The 21882-nt window shown below is 69.8% G+C and carries 20 protein-coding genes; 9 read left to right on the top strand and 11 right to left on the bottom strand.

Annotated elements, in window-relative coordinates:
- Positions 1-3: 3 nt before the first annotated feature.
- Together JX005_RS13465 and mnhG are read left to right on the top strand one after the other, a co-directional pair.
- Positions 4-258 (top strand): MrpF/PhaF family protein, encoded by a 255-nt coding sequence (locus JX005_RS13465; protein ID WP_246533942.1) that lies wholly within the window; start codon positions 4-6, stop codon positions 256-258.
- A complete protein-coding gene (gene mnhG, locus JX005_RS13460; protein ID WP_214468050.1) occupies positions 255-617 on the top strand; it encodes a monovalent cation/H(+) antiporter subunit G in 363 nt (120 codons plus the stop codon). Before JX005_RS13465 ends, mnhG begins: the two co-directional genes overlap by 4 nt.
- A gap of 214 nt (positions 618-831) precedes the next feature.
- Here mnhG and JX005_RS13455 read toward each other — a convergent pair whose 3' ends face one another.
- Complete coding sequence (locus tag JX005_RS13455) at positions 832-3450, bottom strand: penicillin acylase family protein (protein ID WP_214468049.1); 2619 nt, start codon at positions 3448-3450, stop codon at positions 832-834.
- A gap of 226 nt (positions 3451-3676) precedes the next feature.
- Positions 3677-5119, bottom strand: coding sequence for an argininosuccinate synthase (gene argG / locus JX005_RS13450; RefSeq protein WP_214468048.1), 1443 nt, complete (start codon positions 5117-5119; stop codon positions 3677-3679).
- A 90-nt stretch (positions 5120-5209) separates the two neighbouring features.
- Between argG and JX005_RS13445 the strand changes: the two genes are divergently transcribed.
- Positions 5210-6412: a DUF1214 domain-containing protein gene (locus JX005_RS13445; RefSeq protein WP_214468047.1), complete on the top strand. Its 1203-nt coding sequence runs from the start codon at positions 5210-5212 to the stop codon at positions 6410-6412.
- 34 nt (positions 6413-6446) lie between these two features.
- On the opposite strand, the gene JX005_RS13440 is transcribed toward JX005_RS13445, so the two are convergent.
- A complete protein-coding gene (locus JX005_RS13440; protein WP_246533941.1) occupies positions 6447-7217 on the bottom strand; it encodes a Pr6Pr family membrane protein in 771 nt (256 codons plus the stop codon).
- A 78-nt stretch (positions 7218-7295) separates the two neighbouring features.
- Here JX005_RS13440 and JX005_RS13435 point away from each other — a divergent pair, with 78 nt between their 5' ends.
- Positions 7296-8582 carry an adenylosuccinate synthase gene (locus JX005_RS13435; RefSeq protein WP_214468046.1) on the top strand — a complete coding sequence of 429 codons (1287 nt, stop codon included), beginning with the start codon at positions 7296-7298 and terminating at the stop codon, positions 8580-8582.
- Positions 8583-8721: 139 nt separating this feature from the next.
- Complete coding sequence (locus JX005_RS13430) at positions 8722-9903, top strand: lactonase family protein (protein ID WP_214468045.1); 1182 nt, start codon at positions 8722-8724, stop codon at positions 9901-9903.
- 17 nt (positions 9904-9920) lie between these two features.
- Here JX005_RS13430 and JX005_RS13425 read toward each other — a convergent pair whose 3' ends face one another.
- Positions 9921-11129 (bottom strand): AI-2E family transporter, encoded by a 1209-nt coding sequence (locus tag JX005_RS13425; RefSeq protein WP_214468044.1) that lies wholly within the window; start codon positions 11127-11129, stop codon positions 9921-9923.
- A 128-nt stretch (positions 11130-11257) separates the two neighbouring features.
- Between JX005_RS13425 and JX005_RS13420 the strand changes: the two genes are divergently transcribed.
- Positions 11258-11551 carry a chorismate mutase gene (locus JX005_RS13420; RefSeq protein WP_214468043.1) on the top strand — a complete coding sequence of 98 codons (294 nt, stop codon included), beginning with the start codon at positions 11258-11260 and terminating at the stop codon, positions 11549-11551.
- Between the two features lie 173 nt (positions 11552-11724).
- Here the strand turns inward: JX005_RS13420 and JX005_RS13415 are convergent, their stop codons facing one another.
- The 3 genes from JX005_RS13415 to JX005_RS13405 are packed head-to-tail and all read right to left on the bottom strand — an operon-like array spanning position 11725 to position 13723.
- Positions 11725-12420, bottom strand: a complete 696-nt coding sequence (locus tag JX005_RS13415; RefSeq protein WP_214468042.1) for a hypothetical protein — start codon at positions 12418-12420, stop codon at positions 11725-11727.
- Positions 12417-13337: an ABC transporter ATP-binding protein gene (locus JX005_RS13410; protein WP_214468041.1), complete on the bottom strand. Its 921-nt coding sequence runs from the start codon at positions 13335-13337 to the stop codon at positions 12417-12419. Before JX005_RS13410 ends, JX005_RS13415 begins: the two co-directional genes overlap by 4 nt.
- A complete protein-coding gene (locus JX005_RS13405; RefSeq protein ID WP_214468040.1) occupies positions 13334-13723 on the bottom strand; it encodes a GntR family transcriptional regulator in 390 nt (129 codons plus the stop codon). The genes JX005_RS13410 and JX005_RS13405 overlap by 4 nt, the downstream gene beginning before the upstream one ends.
- A 341-nt stretch (positions 13724-14064) precedes the next feature.
- Between JX005_RS13405 and JX005_RS13400 the strand changes: the two genes are divergently transcribed.
- From JX005_RS13400 to JX005_RS13390, 3 genes are all read left to right on the top strand, one after another.
- Positions 14065-15420, top strand: coding sequence for a quaternary amine ABC transporter ATP-binding protein (locus JX005_RS13400; protein ID WP_214468039.1), 1356 nt, complete (start codon positions 14065-14067; stop codon positions 15418-15420).
- Positions 15420-16364 carry an ABC transporter permease gene (locus JX005_RS13395; RefSeq protein ID WP_214468038.1) on the top strand — a complete coding sequence of 315 codons (945 nt, stop codon included), beginning with the start codon at positions 15420-15422 and terminating at the stop codon, positions 16362-16364. The genes JX005_RS13400 and JX005_RS13395 overlap by 1 nt, the downstream gene beginning before the upstream one ends.
- 65 nt (positions 16365-16429) lie before the next feature.
- Positions 16430-17344 carry a glycine betaine ABC transporter substrate-binding protein gene (locus tag JX005_RS13390; RefSeq protein ID WP_246533940.1) on the top strand — a complete coding sequence of 305 codons (915 nt, stop codon included), beginning with the start codon at positions 16430-16432 and terminating at the stop codon, positions 17342-17344.
- A gap of 71 nt (positions 17345-17415) precedes the next feature.
- Here JX005_RS13390 and JX005_RS13385 read toward each other — a convergent pair whose 3' ends face one another.
- The 4 genes from JX005_RS13385 to purL all read right to left on the bottom strand — a co-directional run bounded on the left by JX005_RS13385 (position 17416) and on the right by purL (position 21819).
- A complete protein-coding gene (locus tag JX005_RS13385) occupies positions 17416-18339 on the bottom strand; it encodes a hypothetical protein (protein WP_214468037.1) in 924 nt (307 codons plus the stop codon).
- 79 nt (positions 18340-18418) lie between these two features.
- Entirely contained in the window at positions 18419-19219 is an 801-nt protein-coding gene (locus JX005_RS13380) for a hypothetical protein (protein ID WP_214468036.1), read from the bottom strand.
- Between the two features lie 103 nt (positions 19220-19322).
- Positions 19323-19460 carry a hypothetical protein gene (locus JX005_RS13375; protein ID WP_214468035.1) on the bottom strand — a complete coding sequence of 46 codons (138 nt, stop codon included), beginning with the start codon at positions 19458-19460 and terminating at the stop codon, positions 19323-19325.
- A gap of 10 nt (positions 19461-19470) precedes the next feature.
- Positions 19471-21819, bottom strand: a complete 2349-nt coding sequence (purL, locus tag JX005_RS13370; RefSeq protein ID WP_372447345.1) for a phosphoribosylformylglycinamidine synthase subunit PurL — start codon at positions 21817-21819, stop codon at positions 19471-19473.
- Positions 21820-21882: the final 63 nt, after the last annotated feature.

The following is a 21882-nucleotide window of genomic DNA, read 5'->3' as shown; positions in this document are numbered from 1 at the left end:
CTGATGGCGATCTACATCGCGTTCGCCGCCGCCGCGCTGATCACGCTGTGGCGCATCATCATCGGTCCGTCGATCCTGGATCGGGCCGTGGCATCCGACGTCCTCCTCACCGAGGTGATGTGCGTGCTCGGTGCGGAGATGGCCATCAACCACCACACCCGGTCGCTGCCGGTGCTGCTGATCATCGCCGCGGTCGGGGTGTTCGGGTCGATCTCGATCGCCCGGTTCGTCGCACGAAGGGACAACGCGCAACGATGACCCTCGATGCCTGGCTGGACCTCTCCGCGCTGATCCTCATCCTCGCGGGTGCGATCCTGTGCCTCACCGCCGCGATCGGCCTGCTGCGGTGGCGCGACGTGCCGACGCGCCTGCACGCCGCGACCAAGCCGCAGGTGCTCGGCCTGATCCTCATCTGCCTGGCCGTCGCCGTGTCGCTGCGGTCGTGGCCGGTCGTCGCGTTCCTCGTGCCGATCGTGCTCATCCAGCTGGCCACCGCGCCGCTCTCGGCCCACATGGTGGGCCGGCAGGCCTACCGCAACGGCACGATCGACGAGACGTCGCTGCTGGTCGACGAGCTCGCCGACTCGCGCCGCACCCCGCCCGCCGCCGGGGGCTGATGCGGCGGAGACGCGTTTCGTCTCGCTTCGCTCGCTCAACGACCCGGGGGGTAGGGCGGCGCGTTTCGTCTCGCTGCGCTCGCTCAACGACCCGGGGGGTAGGGCGGCGCGTTTCGTTTCGCTGCGCTCGCTCAACGACCCGGAGGTGCCGGGCGGCGCCGCTTTCCGGGTCGTTGAGCGAGGGAGCGCAGCGACCGAGACGAAACGCGTTGGCTCAGCCCGCGGGGACGAGCGTCAGAGTGTTCGTCGCGGCCTCCGTCACGGCATCCCGCGAGTACGCCCACGGGGTGAGCTGCGCCTCCTGCCACGCCGCCGTCTGGTCGATGTAGTTCGGGTGGAAGGTGTGGCCGCTCGTGCCGGTCAGCTGGTTCCAGCGCGAGTCGTCGAAGTCGGCGAGGTCGATCACCATGCGCATCGACGGCACGGTCACGGTCGCGAAGCCCTCGTCCATGACCCAGCCGGTGGCGTTGACGACCGACGAGCCGCCGCCGACCGGGAACGGCCCGCGGTTGAAGAGCCACTCGATCGGCGCGATCCCCGACGTGCCGAACGTGCCGCTCGTCAGGGGCAGCGCGTGGAGCGAGCCCCAGTCCCACTTCGACGGATTCTCGCCCTGCAGTTCCACGAGGCGCTCGTAGGCGTCGACGGCCGAGCGCTCGAGCATCTGCTGCTGCGACGTGACGCCCAGCTCCTCGTTCGTCCACCACTCCGACGACGGGTCGCGCAGCAGGCCGTCGACCACCAGGAACAGACGAGCCTGGTCGGACAGCGGCACCGGGTGCTCCCGGCCCTCGACGAACAGGTTGTGGGCCAGCTCGCTCCACAGCACGTTCGCATAGGCCGCGGCCGCGGACGACGCGTCGTTCTGGGCATCCCACGTCCGCAGGAGATCGAGCGCGGCATCCGTCCCCTCGTCTCCCGTCTCGAGCTCGCTGTAGGCGCCCGAGAGGCGCATGCCCAGGAAGAAGCCGTTGTCGGCCTGGATCTCGCGCATGTCTTCGGCGTCGAGCGGGGCGTTCGCGGACGCGCGCTGGAGGAGATCGACGATGCGTGCCGCGCGCCAGCCGTAGTCCCAGTCACGCGTCAGGAAGTAGGGGTAGTCGTCGCCGACCACCGCGTTGTTCGCCGTCACGATGTAGCCCTCGTCGGGGTTGTACGAGACGGGCAGCTCCTCGAACGGGATGAAGCCCTGCCAGTCGTAGGCGGAGTCCCACCCGGGCTGCGGCATCGAGCCGTCGCCGGCACCGCGGACGGGCAGGGCACCCGGCGTCTGGTAGCCGATGTTGCCCTCGACGTCGGCGTAGACGAGGTTCTGCGCCGGCACCGTGAAGAGCGACGCCGCGGCGCGGAAGTCGTCGAAGTCCTGGGAGCGGTTGAGCGCGAAGATCGCCGAGGGCGTCGTCGACGGGGTGAGCGCCGTCCACTGCAGGCTCACCGCGTACTCGCCCGCCGGGGCCTCCGACGGCTGCGCCACCGCACCTCCGGTGCCCGTGTACGGGTTGTCGGCGATGGCCGTATAGGCATCGGTGAGTCCTGAGATGAGCGGGCCGTGGACGGTCGAGCGGATCTCGAGCTCGACGTCGTCGCCGCCCGCCACCTCGAGCGTCTCGGTGCGCACGTCGAGCGGAACGAGTGCTCCGTCACGCCAGTAGCTGTCGCCCTCGACCTTCTCGAGGTAGAGGTCCGTGACGTCGGTGGTCAGGTTGGTGAATCCCCACGCGATGCGGTCGTTGTGCCCGATGATCACGCCGGGAACGCCCGAGAAGCCGAAGCCGGCGACATCGAACGCGCACTCCTCCGACACGACGCGGCACTTGAGGCCGACCTGGTGCCACACGCTCGGCAGCGAGGCGCCGAGGTGCGGGTCGTTGGCGAGCAGCGGCTTGCCGCTCTCGGTGAGATCTCCCGAGACGACCCAGGAGTTCGAGCCGATGCCCTCGCCGGCGCCGCCCACGAGCTCGCTCACGGCTTCGATGACGCCGTCGACCTCCGACCATTCGATCGACGCCGTGGCGGCCTTCGCGTCGGCGTCGGGCACCTCGTCTGAGACGCTGCCCACGGCGGGCACCGACGTGATCGACGGGACGATGACGGGATTGCGGTCGAAGGGGTACGCGGGGTACAGCTCCTGCAGCTGATCGAGGGTGAAGTCAGGCGCGGTCACGGCGCGCTCGGTCTCCTCCTCGAGGTTGGAGCGGAGGTCCCAGGCCATCGCTTTCAACCAGGCGACCGAGTCGGCCGGCGTCCACGGCTCGATCTCGTAGCCGTCGTTCTGCAGCCCGAGCACCGCGTACTCGAAGGAGGCATCGGCGCCCTGGTGGTCGGCGAGGTAGGCGTTCACACCGTCGGCGTAGGCCTCGTAGTACCCGCGGGCCGTGTCGTCGAGCGCCTCGACCTCCTGCTCGGCGACCTCGCGCCAGCCGAGGGTCCGCAGGAACATGTCGGTCGACAGCTGCGACTCGCCGAACAGCTCCGACAGCCGGCCGCTGGTCACGTGCCGACGGAAGTCCATCTCCCAGAAGCGGTCCTGCGCGTGGACGTACCCCTGCGCATAGAAGAGGTCGGCGGACGTCGTGGCCGTGATGGTCGGGATGCCGAGCACGTCGCGTTGGACGGTGACCTCGTCGCTCAGCCCTGCGACGGCGACCTGGCCGTCCAGCTGGGGGAACGAGCGCTGGATCGTGAAGACGACGAAGCCGGTCGCGATGAGTGCGAGGACGACGACGCCCGCGACGATGCTGTACACCGTGATGCCGATCGTGCGGCCCGCGGAACGGCGGCGGGGCGCCTCAGCGGTGTCGGGGTCGGCGTGCTCGGGGGCGGACTTCAGCATCGAAGATCTTTCGGATAGACGCGGGACGGAACGCGATCTCATGCAGCGCGAACCTCAGTGTCGCGCGTTCGGGTCGACGCGGCACAGATCTGCATCGTAACGCGGGCCAGGTCACGCGCCGAATTCCTCGCCGCGCGCAGTGCTCGCCTGTCACGAATCGCGGGTCGCACCCACGAATCGCGACAGGCGAGCGACGGCGTTGTGCAGGTGCGACCGAGCGGAGGGCTCAGTCGGTCCCGGCGTCGTACATCGCCGACTCGGATGCCGCTTCGATTGCCTCTTCGATGGCCTCGGCCGCGGCATCCTGCGACTCCGCGCGCTCGGTGATCTCGTCTGCCTCGCCGGCGGTCACGCGGCCCACCAGGTCGCCGGCGGCGCCGCCGATGATGCCTGCCGCGGCGTAGTGCTCGAGCCGGCTGCGGGAGTCGGCGATGTCGAGGTTGCGCATCGTGAGCTGGCCGATGCGGTCGGTGGGTCCGAAGGCGGCGTCGCCCACGCGCTCCATCGAGAGCTTCTCCGGGTGGTACGACAGCGAGGGACCGGTCGTGTCGAGGATCGTGTAGTCCTCGCCACGGCGCAGACGCAAGGTGACCGAGCCGGTGATCGTCGAGCCGACCCACTTCTGGATCGACTCCCGCAGCATGAGCGACTGCGGCTCGAGCCAGCGGCCCTCGTACATGAGGCGGCCGAGGCGGCGGCCCTGCTCGTGGTACGTCGCGAGGGTGTCCTCGTTGAGGATGCCGTTGAGCAGACGCTCGTACGCGGTGAACAGCAGCGCCATGCCCGGGGCCTCGTAGATGCCGCGCGACTTCGCCTCGATGATGCGGTTCTCGATCTGGTCGCTCATGCCCAGACCGTGGCGTCCGCCGATGCGGTTCGCCTCGAAGACGAGGGCGACGGGATCGGCGTACTCGACGCCGTTGAGGGCGACCGGGCGTCCGGCGTCGAACGTCACGGTGACGTCTTCGGTCTCGATCTCGACCGACGGGTCCCAGAAGCGAACTCCCATGATGGGCTCGACGGTCTCGAGCGATACGTCCAGGTGCTCCAGGGTCTTGGCCTCGTGGGTGGCGCCCCAGATGTTCGCGTCGGTCGAGTAGGCCTTCTCCGCCGAATCGCGGTAGGGGAAGCCGTGCTCGATGAGCCACTCGCTCATCTCCTTGCGGCCGCCGAGCTCGGTCACGAAGTCGGCGTCGAGCCACGGCTTGTAGATGCGCAGCGCGGGATTGGCCAGCAGGCCGTAGCGGTAGAACCGCTCGATGTCGTTGCCCTTGTAGGTCGAGCCGTCGCCCCAGATGTCGACGCCGTCGTCCTTCATGGCGCGGACCAGGAGGGTTCCGGTCACCGCGCGGCCGATGGGGGTGGTGTTGAAGTAGGTGCGACCACCGGAGCGGATGTGGAAGGCACCGCACGCGAGGGCGCCGAAGCCCTCCTCGACGAGGGCAGGTTTGCAGTCGACCAGGCGCGAGAGCTCCGCGCCGTAGGTGAGCGCGCGGTCGGGGATCGACGCGATGTCGTCCTCGTCGGGCTGGCCGAGGTCACCGGTGTACGTGCACGGGACGGCGCCCTTGTCGCGCATCCACGCGACGGCGACGGAGGTGTCCAGTCCCCCGGAGAAGGCGATGCCGACGCGCTCGCCGACGGGCAGGGACTGGAGGACCTTCGACATGGTCTCCAGTCTAGTTCGGGGCATGATCGCACATTTCCGGTGTGACGGGGTGGAATGGCGCGAGCGCGAACCGTGGGCCAAAGTGGAGACATGAGCACTCACGTGAACGCCGACAATTTCGCGCGCGCGGAAACCGACCGCATGTTCGCGGACATCCAGCGCGACGCCGGCGGCGTGAACACCTTCCGCCACAACCGAGAGCCCGCGTCGATCGACGCGCAGACGGTGATCCGCCTGAACCGCGACACGCTGTACAGCTTCGCGATCGTCGACCTCGCCGAGGGTGCGACGCTGGTCGTCCCGGATGCCGGCGACCGCTATCTGTCGGTGATGATCGTCGACCGCGACCACTACGTGCGCGCGGTCCTACACGGCGCGGGCACCTACGACCTCGCCGAGCACGCGCCGGGCGCGGACTACGTGCTCGTCGCCGTCCGCACCCTGGTCGACCCCGATGACGCCGACGACGTCGCGCGCGTCGCGGAGGTGCAGGATGCCGTCCAGCTCGAGGCCGGCTCGGCCGTCGAGTTCGTCGGCGACGAGTACGACGCGGCGTCGCTCGATGCCACCCGCACCGCGCTCCTGTCGCTCGCCGCCGGACTCCGCTCGTTCGAGCGCACCTTCGGCTCCCGCGAGGAGGTCGACGCCGTGCGCCACCTCATCGGCACGGCCGCGGGATGGGGCGGACTGCCCGTGTCGGAGGCGTCGTACGTCGGCGTCGATCCGCAATTGCCCGTCGGCTTCTACGACCTCACGATGCACGACGTACCGGTCGACGCCTTCTGGTCGGTCTCGGTCTACAACGCCCAGGGATACTTCGAGCCGAACGACGAGGGCCGCTACACGGTCAACAGCGTCACGGGGCACCGCGACGAGGACGGCGCGGTCACGGTGCACTTCACGCCCCCCGGGGCGGCGACCGAGCCGAACAGCATCCCGCTGCCCGAGGGCTGGAACTACCTGATCCGCCTCTACCGCCCGCGCCCGGCCGTCGCCGAGGGCGAGTGGCACGTCCCCGACCTGGTCCGCCGCCGCGACCGCGAGGCCGAGTTCGCCGCCGCCCATCCGGCTGAGGAGGGGACGGATGCCGCGGCCGACGCCGAGGTGACCGACGAGGTCTCGCAGCCCGACGCGGGCGAAGGCTCCGGCGGGAGCGCCGAGGAGGAGGCCGCGTACGAGGGGCCCGACGTCGAGGTCTCCGACGACGTGGCCCCGCCCGCGAACGCCGCCGACGGATCGCCCGCCGACGGATCGCCGAGCACCGCCGACACCGGGTCGACACCGGTCGCGTAGCGGTCGCGGCGGGGCGGGGCATCCGCTCTCCGCGTCAGCGCTCCTCGACCTCTGCCTGCCGCGCGTCATCCCACTCGTCCTCGACGTGGTCGCCGGTGATGTGGTCCAGCTCGCGCTCGCGGCCGACGCGACGGCCCCACCACACGACGAGCGAGGCGAAGACGAGGAAGGCGGCCGCGATGACGACGACCCAGAACGCCACGGCGGCCCAGCCGCCGGCATTGTTCGGGTCGAGGAACGGGTACGGGTACCAGTAGGGCGTGCCGGTGCCGGGATTCGTCACGAGCGGACCGCGCAGCATGGTGTACGCGACCCACAAGATCGGAAGGGCGACGATCGCCCACACGGCGCGCCACGGCAGCGCGCGCCGCAGGGGCCCGACGAAGAGGTCGGCGAGCAGGAACAGCGGCCCGATGAGATGCAGCACCTCGTTCGACCACGGGACGGGCGCGCTGCCCTGATCGAGCACGATCTGCCGCAGCAGCAGGTTGTAGACGATGCCGGTGATGATCATGTACGTCGTCACGCACGCGAGCGACAGCGCGAGGGCGGGCGGTTCGGCGTCGGCGTGACGGCCCCGGGTGAAGAACCACAGCGCCGCCCAGAGCAGGACGACTGCCGCGAGACTGTTCGAGAGGATCGTGAAGAAGCTGAAGAAGTTCGCGAACGTCGTGCCGACGTCACGACCCAGCTCGGCCGCCGTGGACAGCGACGTCAGCAGCTGAGCGAGGATCGCCGCGACGAGGACGGCCGCCATCGCGAGCCGCATGACGGACCAGGTCTGCGCCCACGCCTTCGATCGCATGGCGCCACCCTAGCGGTGGGTCGACAGTGCGGCCCGGATAGGATGGGGTGTAACCGTCCGATAACGGGGGAGTAGCCCATGCCAGGCATCGTGATCGTCGGAGTCCAGTGGGGAGACGAGGGCAAGGGCAAGGCCACCGACCTCCTGGGCGAGCGCACCGACTGGGTCGTCAAGTTCAACGGCGGCAACAACGCCGGCCACACCGTCGTCATCGGCGACGAGAAGTACGCCCTCCACCTCCTTCCCAGCGGCATCCTGTCGCCCGGGGTGAATGCCGTGATCGGCAACGGCGTCGTGATCGACCTCGAGGTGCTGTTCGCCGAGCTCGAGGCGCTGCACGCCCGCGGCGTCGACACCTCGCGCCTGCGCGTGAGCGCCAACGCCCACATCATCACGCAGTACCACCGCACGCTCGACAAGGTCACCGAGCGCTTCCTCGGCAAGCGCCAGATCGGCACGACCGGCCGCGGCATCGGTCCCGCCTACGCCGACAAGATCAACCGCGTCGGCATCCGCGTGCAGGACCTCTTCGACGAGAACATCCTGCGGCAGAAGGTCGACGGCGCGCTCGACCAGAAGAACCACCTCCTGGTGAAGATCTTCAACCGCCGCGCGATCACCGTCGACGAGGTCGTCGAAGACCTCCTCTCCTACGCCGAGCGCGTGCGCCCGATGGTCGCCGACACCGGGCTGCTGCTCAACGGGGCCCTCGACGCCGGCGACGTCGTCGTGTTCGAGGGCGGCCAGGCCACGATGCTCGACGTCGATCACGGCACGTACCCCTTCGTCACGTCGTCGTCGGCGACGGCGGGCGGCGCGGCGACCGGAGCAGGAGTCGGCCCCAACCGTCTGGACCGGATCGTCGGGATCGTCAAGGCGTACACGACTCGCGTGGGCGCCGGTCCGTTCCCCACCGAGCTGTTCGACGAGAGCGGCGACTTCCTGCGCTCGCGCGGTTTCGAGTTCGGCACCACCACCGGCCGCCCGCGCCGCGTCGGCTGGTACGACGCGCCCATCACCCGTTACGCGACCCGCATCAACGGCATCACCGACCTCGTGCTCACCAAGCTCGACATCCTCACCGGCCTCGACCGCATTCCGGTCTGCGTCGCGTACGACGTCGACGGCGAGCGGTTCGACGAGGTCCCGGTGAACCAGTCCGACTTCCACCACGCCAAGCCGATCCTCGAGTTCTTCCCCGGCTGGAAGCAGGACATCTCCGGCGCCCGCAGCTTCGAGGAACTCCCCGTCGAGGCGCAGGAGTACGTGCTCGCGCTCGAGGCGATGAGCGGCACGCGCATCTCGGTGATCGGCGTCGGCGCCGCCCGCGACGCCGTCATCGTGCGGCACGACCTCATCGACTGATCGTGCACCGGATGCCGGACGACCTTCGGCGCACCTGTCGCCCTGCCCGGAACAGGAGTTCTGGCGCAGACAGGACCATCGACCGCGAGAACGTCCTGTTCTCGCCGGAACACCTGTTCTCGGACCGTAGGAGTGGTGCATGAGGTTCCTGCTGGGCGGCTACACCGCCGACATGGAGGGCGCGGCGACCGGGATCGGGATGCTGCTGGCCGGCTCTGCCGACGACGCTTCCGCGGGCGGTCCCCTGGCATTCACGGGTGACGTCGCCGCTGCGGACTCCCCCTCGTGGCTCGCCGCGCACCCTTCGCTCGACGTCGTGTACGCGGCGCTCGAGGCGAGCGGCGCCGTGCAGGCGTTCCGGCGGACGGGCGAGGCATCCTTCGTCCCTCTCGGCGAAGCCGTGCCCGCCGGCGAGGCGACGTGCCATGTCGCGGTCGCACCGGACGGCGGATCGCTGCTGGCCGCCTGCTGGGGAGATGGCCGGGTGGTGCGGATGTCGCTGGATGCCGCGGGCCGGCCCTCCGCGCCGGTCGTCGCTGCTTCGGCCGTCGATCCGTACGGCCCCGAGGTCGCGGGGTCGCCGGCCGGTCCCGACCTCGACCTCGCGGCGGCCGCGCGCGCTCTGCGGGAGGCCGCCGGCGAGGAGTACGCGCACCTGGTTCCCGACCATGACGGCGCGTCGGGCTCAGCCGACGAGGGCGCGGAGGGCGCGGCATCCGCTCGTCCGTCCCGCGCCCACCAGGCCACCTACCTGCCCGGCGGCGTCGTCGTGACGACCGATCTGGGGCTCGACCTCGTGCGGTTCTGGCGCACCACGCCGACCGGGCTGCGGCCGGCGCACCAGGTCGTCCTGCCGAAGGGCAGCGGCCCGCGGCACGTGATCCTGCACCCGAGCGGCCACCTGTACGTCGTGACCGAGCTCTCGTGCGAGGTGTTCGCGCTCGCCGCGTCCGTCGACGGCACGTGGCAGGTCGTCGGCGGGACCGCGCTCGGGGCCGGCGGCGTCCTTCCGGGCGACAGCGCGGCGGAGCTGACTTCCTCGCGCGACGGCGAATTCCTCTACGCGGGCGTGCGCGGCAGCAACACCCTCGCGACCCTGCGTGTGCGGGGCTCGGGCGAGACGCTCAGCCCGGTGGCACTCGTCGACGCCGGAGTCGACTGGCCGCGGCATCACCTCGTGGTGCGCGACACGCTGCTGGTCGCCGGCCAGCGCTCCGACGAGGTCGCCTCGCTGACTCTGGACCTCCGCACCGGCGTGCCGGGTCGCGTGCGCCACCGCACGGCGGCGCCGTCGCCGACCTTCCTGCTGCCGACGACCTGACGCTCGCGCGGCTCCGGCTAGAGCTTCGCGTCCTGCCGCGGGATGAAGACCTGCTTGATGATCAGCAGGATCGACGCGGTGATCGGGATGGCGACGAGCGCGCCCAGCAGTCCGAGCAGCGTGCCGCCGACCAGCGCGCCGATCACGACGAGCGCGCCCGGCACCGACACCGCGCGGTTCATGACCTTCGGCGTCAGGACGTACGCCTCGATCTGGATGTAGACGAGGTAGATGACCGCGAAGAGCAGCGCCGGGAGCCAGCCGGTGAAGAGGGCGAGAACGGTGGCGGTGATCCAGTACAGGACCGAGCCGATGAGCGGGATCAGCGTGATCGCGAACGCCAGGACCGCCATCAGCGCGGGGAACGGCAGCCCGAGGAAGAGGTGCAGGAAGAACGCGACGATCGAGTTGCAGAACGCCAGGATCACCATGCCCATGAGGTAGCCGCCGATGGAGTCGGTGATCTGCTCCGTCAGGTCGGCCGCCTTGGCGCGGTTGCGCGCGGGGGCGAAACGGTTCAGCGAGACTTTCATGGCCGGGAGCGAGGCGAGGAAGTACAGGCTCAGCACGAGGACGATCAGCAGGCCGGAGATCGTCGTCGCGACGGTGACGCCGAACTTGAACACGCCGCCGGTGATGGCCGCGATGTTCGCGGGGTTGGTCAGGAAGGTCTCGACCTGCTGCAAGATCGCGCCGACCTGCGTGCCGAACGTGTCGCTCAGCCAGCCGTAGAAGTCGGAGTTCTGGAACGCGTCGATGCTCTTGGGCAGGTCGCCGAAGAAGGCCGTGAGCTGCTTCACGAGCGCCGGCACCACCAGCAGCAGCACACCGGCGAAGAGCGCGGCGAAGGTGGAGTACACGATCACGATCGCCCAGGGCCGGGAGACCCGGTGCCGCTCGAACCACCGCACGACCGGATCCAGCCCGAGTGCCGCGAAGAGCGCGAAGACGACGTAGATGATGATCGTCGACAGGTTCCAGAAGGCCAGGCCCAGCACGACGGCGACGAGGCCGCCGAGCGTGAGCGACAGCCCCATGCCGAACGGGTGGTTGAGGTTCGCCCAGAACGTCTTCGACGCCGGTGCCTCCCCCGAGAACACGGCGACGCCGTCGGGGACCGCGTCGCCCGTCGCGTGGGCGGCGTTCGTGCCGGCCGCCGGATCGGCGGCGAGGGGTGCGATGATCTCGGTTTCGCTTGCGCCCAGCGAGGAGGAGGCGTCGTTCATGGGGCCACTCTAGGGGTGGGCCTCACGCGCGACGACGGACCGCACCGGAAATCACCCCGGGCGGGCGACCGGGGCGGGCGGCGGCTGCGGCCGGGCGCTCGGGTATCGTCGTTGCGGAGGAGGCCGCCATGACCGAGGACCCGAAGACCACGCTGCGCCGGCTGCGCAGCAGCATCGACAACATCGACGCGTCCCTCGTCTACCTCCTCGCCGAGCGGTTCAAGGCGACGAAGCAGGTCGGGCACCTCAAGGCCGAGCACGGCATGCCTGCTTCCGACCCGGCGCGCGAGGAGCAGCAGGTCGCCCGCCTCCGCCGCCTGGCCGAGGAGGCGGAGCTCGACCCGGCCTTCGCCGAGAAGTGGTTCAACTTCGTCGTGGCCGAGGTCATCCGCCACCACACCGAGGCCGCCGACTCGCGCTGACCCGTGCCCGCGGCAGGCGCGCCCGGGCCCCGCGCCCGGGCCCCGCGCCCCTCACACACCTGTTGAGTGTCCAGGACCCGCCGTGCCCGCGGTTCCCGCGGCGGCGTGTCCTGGACACTCAACGTGAAGGGACGTGGGGCGAGGGGCGAAGGGCGAAGGGCGAAGGGTGCGGGTTACGGGACGGCGCGGCGCAGGGTCAGGTACGAGATCCCAGCGAGGACGGCGCCCACGAGCAGACCCCACAGCGCGAGACCGAGCGCACCCTGGCCGCCGATCCAGCCGAAGACCTGCGCCCAGGCGTTCGCCTGTCCGACGAGGAACATCCACAACACCAGCAGCGCACCGATGGCGATGAGCACCGTCGTCAGCACGATCGACCCGAAGCGCTTGAAGATCGTCGCTGCCCAGAAGCCCACGACGAAGAACAGCATCGAAACGGTGAAGAAGAACACCCCGGCGCCGAGTGCGCCCGCTTCCCAGGTCCACGGCAGGTAGAAGAAGTAGCCGTTCATGCCCCAGCCACCGGTGGCCTGCTCGATGAATCCGCCCACCACGAACAGCAGCGCCAGGATGGCGCCGGTGAGCACGGCGGTGAGGAGGGTGCCGATGTAGAACTCGCGGCGCGTCACGCTCATCGCCTGCGAGAACGGGAAGGTGAGCGTGAGCGCCTGGACACCCACGACCCCGAAGTACCACAGCGGAGCCTGGGCGCCGCCGCCGTACATGGGTCCGTCGGCGCCGGCGTTCTGGATCACCCAGTAGATCGCGAGCGTGAGCAGCAGCGCTCCTCCGAGCACGATGAGCGGCACCCAGATGTAGGTCTGCCGGTTGATCAGCTGCATGCGGACGACGTTCAGAGTGCGGCTCATCGGAGTGCTCCCTCATCGGCAGTGGCGGATGACGCGCCCGAGGTCTCGGCCGCGTACTGGGTGGTGCGCACGATCAGCTGCTGGAGCGAGACCGGCGCGACGTCGAGGCCCGCGTCGGCGAGACGCTCGCGGTCCTCCGGGGTGAGTGCGCCGAGCACGGTGACCGACGCGACGTGTCCGAGGCTCTCGCGGTGGATCACCTCGCGAGCGCCGACGAACGCGTCCACGGCGGCGGCGTCGCCGACGATGTTCGCGGCGCGGTCGCGGACCGCGTCGGTCGACTCATCCATGATGATGCGGCCGCGGTCGATCACGAGCACACGCTCGATGAGGTTCGACACCTCGTCGATCAGGTGACTCGAGAGGATGATCGTGCGGGGATGCTCGGCGTAGTCCTCGAGGAGCCGGTCGTAGAAGATCTGCCGCGCCACGGCGTCGAGACCCAGGTACGGCTCGTCGAAGAAGGTGATCTCCGCGCGCGACGCGAGACCGATGATGACTCCGACGGCGGACAGCTGTCCGCGGGAGAGCTTCTTTATGCGCCGCTTCACCGGCAGCTGGAAGTCGCTGATGAGCCGCTCGGCCAGCTCCTGGTCCCAGTTCGGGAAGAACAGCCGTGCCGTCTCGAACGCGTGCCGCGGCATCGCGTCGTCGGGGTACTTCTGGCTCTCGCGCACGAAGCACATGCGCGAGAGCACCTTGGCGTTCTCGTACGGGTGAACGCCGAACACGCTCACATCGCCTCGGGTGGGGAAGTTCTGCGCCGTGAGGATCGACATCACCGTCGTCTTGCCGGCGCCGTTGCGGCCCAGCAGCCCGTAGATGGTGTCCTTCTCGATGGTGAAGCTCACATCGTCGACCGCGAGCGTGTCGCGGTAGCGCTTGGTGAGGCCGTTCACCTCGATCACGTGTGTCATCGTGCATCTCCTTCGGGGGTGGTCGCGGGAACCGCAGCGCGGTCGCGGATCAGGTCGGTGAGGTCTTCGGCGCCGAGCCCGAGCTTGCGCGCCTCGGCGAGCAGCGGATCGACGTAGCGGTCGGCGAAGGCGGCGCGCCGCTCCGCGAGGAGCCGCTCGCGAGCGCCGGGCGCGACGAACATGCCGATCCCGCGACGCTTGTAGATCACTCCTTTGTCGACGAGCATGGCGACGCCTTTCGCTGCCGTGGCGGGGTTGATGCGGTAGAAGCCGGCGAGCTCGTTCGTCGACGGGGCGCGTCCCTCTTCGGGGAGGCTGCCGTCGACGATGGAGTCCTCCACGCTTTCGGCGATCTGGAGGAACAGAGCACGGCCTTCTTCGATCACGGAGAACCTCGCCTTGTCGGTTAGTTACTCGACTAAGTAACCATAGAACTCCCCCGACGTCAAGACACAAGCATCAGAACCCCGAAAGTGACGGGACGCCCGCCCCGTGATATCACGCGCACGGGTAGCGACCTGATCCGGCGATGTCGAATTTGCCATCCATTCCGCCGCATGAAACGTTCGATGAGGTCCGTCATGGACCACCCCGACCAGTCCGCGGTCGCGGCGCAGCGCTGGGGCGCGGCGCCGGGAGCGTACGGTCGGCGGCCTATGCGCGGATCCGAAATCCGCTGCCGAGCCGGCCCTCGCCGGGTCCCGTGGTCGCCACCCGGGCGTAACCGATGCAGATCCCTGCACGGGTTCTGCCGAGGTGCACAGTGACAGTTCCGCCTGCCATCGAGGCGAAGAACCTGTTCAAGGTCTTCGGCCGCAATCCCCACGCCATCGTCGATCGCCTCCGCGCCGGCGCGACCCGCGAAGAGGTGGCATCCGCCGGCACCGCCGCGGTGATCGATGCCTCCTTCACCGTTCAACCCGGCGAGATCTTCGTCATCATGGGCCTCAGCGGCTCCGGCAAGTCGACCGTGATCCGCACGCTCAACGGGCTCCTTCCGCCGACGTCCGGCGACGTGCGGGTCCAGGGTCAGAGCGTGACCTCGGCGTCACCGGCCGAGCTGCGGCGGATACGCCGTGCATCCATCTCGATGGTGTTCCAGCACTTCGCGCTGCTGCCGCACCTGTCCGTGCTCGACAACGCCGCCTACGCGCTCGAGATCCAGGGTGTCGGCAAGACCGAGCGGCGCGCGCGGGCACGTCAGATCCTCGACAAGGTCGGCCTCGGCGACCGCGTCGAGGCGATGCCCGACGAGCTGTCGGGCGGCATGCGGCAGCGGGTGGGCCTCGCGCGTGCGCTCACGGCCGGCACCGACATCCTCCTGATGGACGAGGCGTTCTCCGCGCTCGACCCCCTCATCCGGCGTGAGATGCAGGAGCAGCTGGTCGAGCTGCAGAGCGAGCTCGGCCGCACCATCGTGTTCATCACCCACGACCTCAACGAGGCGATGTTCCTGGGCGACCGCATCGCGGTCATGCGCGACGGCCGCATCGTGCAGACCGGCACGCCGGAGGAGATCCTCACCGATCCCGCCAACGACTACGTCGCCCAGTTCGTGCAGGACGTCGACCGGGCCCGCGTGCTCACGGCCGGCTCGGTCATGGCGCCGCCCGCCGCCACGACACCGGTCAGCGCCGGCGTGCGCGGTGCGCTGCGAGTAATGCGCGACCTGCAGGTCGGCTCGGTCGCGGTCCTCGAGAACCGCCGCTACCTGGGGACCGTCACCGACCGCGCCGTCGTGCGCGCGGTGAAGGCCGGCGCCACGGACCTCCGTTCGCTCGTCAGCCGCACGCAGCCGGTGGTGAGGCCCGACGACGCGCTCACCGACATCGTCGAGCGCTCGGTCGAGAGCCCGATCCCGATCGCGGTCGTCGACGAGGACAACCGGCTGCTCGGAACGATTCCTCGCGTGACGCTCCTCGCCGCACTCGGCAACGTCGATCCGCAGACCACCCCGATCCCGATCATCGAGGCTCCGGTCACTGTGCCGGCGGCCGAGTTCGCGCAGACCCTCGCCGCGGTCGGCGAGCCGGCGGCAGCGACCGCGGTCGCGGCTGCGGGCGCAACGGAAGGACGACTGTGATGGAGAACTTCCGGCTTCCCCTCGGCGACGTCATCGAGACGTTCGTCCGCTTCCTGGGCGACGTGTTCGGCTGGTTGTTCGACGGCATCGCCACCGTGCTCGGCGCGGTCTACGACGCCCTCGACTGGGTGCTGGTCACCCCGCCCTTCTGGGTCATCATCGCGATCCTCGCGGCGCTCGCCTTCTGGGTGAAGGGCTGGAAGCTCGCGTTGGGCACGGCCCTCGGGATGGTGCTCATCGTGGCGGTGGACCAATGGGACAACTCCATGGACACCCTCGCGCTCGTGCTGGTCGCGTCGCTCATCGCCACGGCGATCAGCATCCCGCTCGGCATCGCAGCCGCCCGCAGCGATCATGTCTCCCGCGTCGTGCGCCCCCTGCTCGACTTCCTGCAGACGATGCCGGCCTTCGTCTACCTCATCCCCGCGATCATCTTCTTCGGGGTCGGCGCCGTGCCCGGCATGATCGCGACGATCCTGTTCGCGCTCGCACCGGGTGTGCGCCTGACCGAGCTGGGCATCCGCGGCGTCGACAAGGAGGTGGTCGAGGCCGGCCACGCCTTCGGTGCCACACCCGGGCGCATCCTCCGCCAGATCCAGCTGCCGCTCGCGCGGCCGAGCATCATGGCCGGGGTCAACCAGGTGATCATGCTCAGCCTGTCGATGGTCGTCATCGCGGGCATCGTCGGCGCAGGAGGCCTCGGCGGCGAGATCACCCGCGCGATCGGCCGCATCAACGTGGGGCTGGGCTTCGAGGCCGGGATCTCGATCGTGGTCATCGCGATGATCCTCGACCGGATCACGTCCGCGTTCGCCGACCCGGACCGCTCGCGCTCACGTCGTGCTGTGCGGCCGTCGATCGCGACGACGAGAGCGGATGCCTCGGCCGAGGCATCCGATCATCCACAAGCCGGGCGGGTTCATCAGCCCGCCGGAGATGCGTGAGACTCACGCGTCTGACAGACAACGACCGATCCGCGGACAGCAGCGCGGATGGAGAGGACGTCATCATGATGACCAAGAGAAAGAACCTCGTCTCGGGGATCGCGCTGGCGGGCGTTGCCGCCCTGGCCCTGACCGGGTGCGCGACCAACGCGGACGACGCCGGCTCCGGCGCCGGATCGATGGAGGGCGACGGTGATCGGCCCATCGAGATCGCCGTCTTCAACGGCTGGGACGAGGGCATCGCCGCGTCGTACCTGTGGGAGGCGATCCTCACGGAGAAGGGCTATGACGTCGAGCTCACGCACGCCGACGTGGCGCCCGTGTACGCCGGTCTCGCCCAGGGCGACTTCGACCTCGTGCTCGATACGTGGCTGCCGATCACGCACGCCGACTACATGGAGCAGTACGGCGATGACCTCATCGACCTCGGCGTCTGGAACGACGAAGCAGCGCTGACGATCGCGGTCAACGAGGACGCCCCGATCGACTCGCTCGAGGAGCTGGCGGAGAACGCCGACCTCTTCGGCAACCAGATCATCGGCATCGAGCCCGGCTCGGGCCTGATGCGCATCACCGGTGACGAGGTCGTGCCCGGCTACGGCCTCGAAGACATGACGCTCATCGAGTCGTCGACTCCCGCGATGCTCGCCGAACTGCAGTCGGCGACCGACGCGGGTGAGAACGTCGTCGTGACGCTGTGGCGTCCGCACTGGGCGTACAACGCGTTCCCGATCAAGGATCTCGAAGACCCGCAGGGCCTCCTCGGCGAAGCCGAGGGCATCCACTCGGTGGGCTCGATCGCGTTCGGCGACGACTTCCCCGAGGTCAAGGAATGGATCTCGGACTTCGAGATGCCCAGCGACCTCCTCTACTCGCTGGAGGACGCCATGTTCAACGCCTATGACGGCGACGACTACGGCCCCATCCTCGAGCAGTGGATCGCCGACAACCAGGAGTACGTCGACTCGCTGACGTCCTGACCTGGGCACACCAAGGGCGGTCGGCACACGCCGGCCGCCTTCGGCGTTCCTCGGCGCGGTCGGCCCGGGTGTCAGTGGTGCGGCTTGGGGTGGATGACCCGGCCGGGCGCCGGATCGCCCGTCGACCGGGCCGGGATGGGCCACGGCGCGGGCTGGGGCTCGGGCTGAGGCTGCGGCGCGGTGGACGACGGTGGCGGAGGCGGGGTTGTGGAGGGACGCGGGGGCGCGGCATCCGTCGCCTTATCGGCCGGCGCAGACGACGGCAGCTCGAGCGAGACCTTCGACTCGAGCACCTCGATCGCCTGGTCGGAGAGCGAGATGAGGCCGTCGAGCTCCTGACGGACGCGCCGGTAGGCGAGTTGACGCTCGGCCGGGGTCGCGGCCTGGTCGATCGCGACCGTCAGCAGCTGCTGCGCGGTGTCGAGCCGCTTGCGCTCGACCTCGCTGAAGCCGGAGTCCTTGATGCGGCGGGCGTCGCGCTCGGCGACGTCGAAGGCCACCTCGAAGTCGGCGACGGCGTTGCGGTACTCGGAGAGCTGCTCCTTCGTGAGGCGCGCCTTCGACGAAGCGGGGCGCAGCCCATCGGCGATGCGCTTCGCGCGCAGGAACGCCGCCGTGAGCGGCTGACGCCCGTCGCTCATCGCGGGGAACGCGATGGTCTTGGCGACGTCGAGCTCGTACTCGAGCCAGCGGTGCGTGACGGAGTCGTGCGTCGCGAACAGGCGCTCCAGCTGCGTCGCCTGGGTCTCGCGCGATGACGCCGGACCGCCGACCGTGGTCGCCGTGGGTGAGGTGACGGCCGGGAGGGATGCCGCGGCCACCGCCTGACCGCGGGCGGCCGCCTTGAGCTCGGCCTTCGCGTGAAGCACCTCCAGCCGGCGCTTGTGCCGCCGGCGCGCGCCTCTCTCCCACGCACTGCCGACGGCACTCAGCCCGATGAAGGCGGGAACGGCGAGCCACCAGTAGTCGCGGAGGAAGTCGAAGATCTGCTCCACCCTGTCATGCTAACGGGCGCGCCGACGCTCGTGTCGGGCTCTGGGCAGGCGCCCAGCCTCGGAACGCGGCGCGCGAGCGTCAGCGCGGCGCGGAGTCGGGCGGCTTGGCCGAGAACCGGCGGGGAAGGACGACGGCCGACCTCAGCCCCTCGATCATGGGGATCGCGGCGTCGATCATGTCGGCGACCGAGCCGAGCATGCCCGCCACTCCGCTCTGCGGTGCGGGAGCCACGCCGGGCACGCCCGCCTGTCGCTCTGCCGCGGTCAGAGCCGTATCCATGGCGGCGACGGCGTCGCGGTACCGCACGAACTCGGCCGGCGTGATGCGCCGGTCAGCCGACGGGCGCAGGAACTGGGCTTCGCGCTGGGCGCGGAGGAACGTGACGGTGGTGGGATGCCGCGAGTCGGTCAGCTGCGGGAAGGCCAGCGCCTTGTCGACATCGGTCTCGTAGGAGAGCCAGCGCGCGTTGACGGCGTCATGTGCGGACTGCAGCCTCGCGATCGGCAGCGGCTCGGTCGCCGGGGTGGAGCGGTACTGGGCGTAGGACGCCTTCACGCGGGCGCGGCTCGCCCGCAGCGCATACGACGCCGACTTCTCGGCGTCTCGCGCGGAATGAAGTGCGCGCTTGGCCTCGAGCGGCACCATGCCGGTCGTCCGCGAGCGGGCCGCCAGCACATCGGCCTGCGCGACGCGCACCTGGGCGCGTGCGTTGACGAGGGCGCGATAGGCCTGCGCCTCCTCGTGGCGCGCGGCATCGAGCTCGAGTCGTCGCGCTCGGCGGCGACCCGTCGTCAGGCCCATGTAGGAAGCGGCTCCGACGCCCGCGGCGGCCGGAGCGGCCCACCACCAGCCCTGCACGAGCAGGATGAGAGGGTCCACCCTGCCATGGTAGCCGCGGCGCCGTCTGTTGGGTCGGGCTCGCAGGGAACTCTCCGCCGGATCGAGTGCGACGACGGGCGGAGCCCGCCGCCGTGTATCGAGATCAGCCGAAGAGCAGGGCGAAGACGGTGGCGCCGCCGCCGACGAGGATGAGGGCGACGATGGTCACCCACGCGGTGATCTTGACGCGCTTCTGCCGCGTGTCGTTGAAACCGCTGTACTCGTCGTCGTCCGGCGCCATGGTTTCGATCCTAAGCGGTGTGCTCGGTGATGAGCGGACCGAAGGCGGCGGGCAGCGTCGACATCGAGGCGTCGCGCAGCTCGTCGAGCGGCACGGTGAACAGGCCCTGCACCTCGAGGGCCGCCGCGTCCCCGTCGGCCGCCGCGTCGGTCACGCCGATGCGCAGCACCGGGTAGCCCCGGCCCTCGCACAGTCCGCGGAACTTGACGTCGTCCTCGCGCGGCACGCTCACGATGACGCGACCCGTCGACTCCGAGAACAGGGCGGTCGCGGCATCCACTCCATCCCGCTCCTGGATCTCGTTGAGCCACACGCGCGCGCCGACGCCGAACCGCATGACGGCTTCGGCGAGAGCCTGCGCGAGTCCGCCCGACGAGAGGTCGTGCGCGCTCGAGACGAGCGACTGCTGCGACGCGGCGTGGATGAGCTCGGCGAGCTTCTTCTCCTGCGCGAGGTCGACCGCCGGCGGGCGGCCGCCGAGGTGGTCGTGGATCGTGCCGGCCCACTGCGAGCCCGAGAGCTCGGTGGCCGTCACACCGAGGAGGTAGATGTTCTCGCCGGCGTCCTGCCAGCCCGACGGGATGCGGCGGGCGACGTCATCGATGATGCCGAGCACGCCGACCACGGGCGTCGGGAAGATCGGCTGGTCGCCGGTCTGGTTGTAGAACGAGACGTTGCCGCCCGTGACGGGCACGCCGAGCTCGAGGCACGCGTCGGACAGGCCGTCGACGGTCTGCGAGAACTGCCACATCACCTCGGGGTTCTCGGGCGAGCCGAAGTTGAGGCAGTCGGTGACGGCGGTTGGCACGGCGCCGGTGACGGCGACGTTGCGGTACGCCTCGGCGAGGGCGAGCTTCGCGCCCTGGTACGGGTCGAGCTGGCAGTAGCGGCCGTTGCAGTCGGTCGCGATCGCGAACCCCAGGCCCGAGTGCTCGTCGACGCGGATCATGCCGGCGTCGTCGGGGAACGACAGCGCCGTGTTGCCCATGACGTAGTAGTCGTACTGGTTCGTGATCCACGAGGTGTCGGCGAGGTTCGGGCTCGCGACGAGCTGGATGAACTGGCGGCGCAGCGTGTCGGGGTCGACCTCGCGGGTGAGCGCCGAGGCCGAGTCGTCGCGCAGCGCGTCGATCCACGTCGGGTAGGCGACGGGCCGCTCGTAGACGGGACCGTCGACGGCGACCGTCGAGGGGTCGACGTTCACGATCTCCTCGCCGTGCCAGAAGATCTGCAGGCGGCCGTCGCCGGTCACCTCGCCGAGCACGCTGGTCTCGACATCCCACTTGCCCACGACGGCGAGGAACGCGTCGAGCTTCTCGGGAGCGACGATCGCCATCATGCGCTCCTGGCTCTCGCTCATGAGGATCTCCTCCGGCGTGAGCGTGGGGTCGCGCAGCAGCACGTTCTCGAGGTCGACGCGCATGCCCGACCCGCCGTTCGCGGCGAGCTCGGACGTCGCGCACGAGATGCCGGCCGCACCGAGGTCCTGGATGGCCTCGACGAGCTCGTCGCGGTAGAGCTCGAGGCAGCACTCGATGAGCACCTTCTCGGCGAACGGGTCGCCGACCTGCACCGCGGGGCGCTTGGTCGGGCCGCCGTCGGCGAAGGTGTCGGACGCGAGGATGGATGCTCCGCCGATGCCGTCGCCGCCCGTGCGGGCTCCGAACAGCACGACCTTGTTGCCGGCGCCGGTCGCGTTGGCGAGCTTCAGGTCTTCGTGGCGGAGGACGCCGACCGCGAGCGCGTTGACGAGCGGGTTGCCCTGGTAGACGGCGTCGAACACCGTCTCGCCGCCGATGTTCGGCAGGCCCAGGCAGTTGCCGTAGAACGAGATGCCGGAGACGACGCCGTGGACCACGCGCGCGGTGTCGGGGTTGTCGATGGCGCCGAAGCGCAGCTGGTCCATGACGGCGACGGGGCGCGCACCCATCGAGATGATGTCGCGCACGATTCCGCCGACGCCGGTCGCGGCGCCCTGGAAAGGCTCGATGTAGCTCGGGTGGTTGTGGGACTCGACCTTGAAGGTGACGGCCCAGCCCTCGCCGATGTCGACGACGCCGGCGTTCTGGCCCATTCCCACCATGAGGCGGGTCTTCATCTCGTCGGAGACCTTCTCGCCGAACTTGCGGAGGTAGATCTTCGACGACTTGTAGGAGCAGTGCTCCGACCACATCACCGAGTACATCGCCAGCTCGCCCGACGTGGGACGGCGGCCGAGGATCTCGCGGATCCTGTCGTACTCATCGGGCTTGAGGCCGAGCGCCGCGTACGGCTGCTCCTTCTCCGGCGTGGCGGCGGCGTTGTCGACGGTGTCTGCAGCCGGGCGTGCGGGTGCGGGCGTCGGAGAGGGGGTGGTCACGCGGCTGAGCTCCAGTAAATCGGGGATGCCGGACGCGTCCAGTCTAGTTCGGCCGAGGCATCC

It is taken from the genome of Microbacterium flavescens, assembly GCF_018588945.1.
Lineage (GTDB): Bacteria > Actinomycetota > Actinomycetes > Actinomycetales > Microbacteriaceae > Microbacterium > Microbacterium flavescens.
The sequence above is the reverse complement of the archived record's forward strand: the minus strand, read 5'-3'. Positions and strand labels throughout refer to the sequence as shown.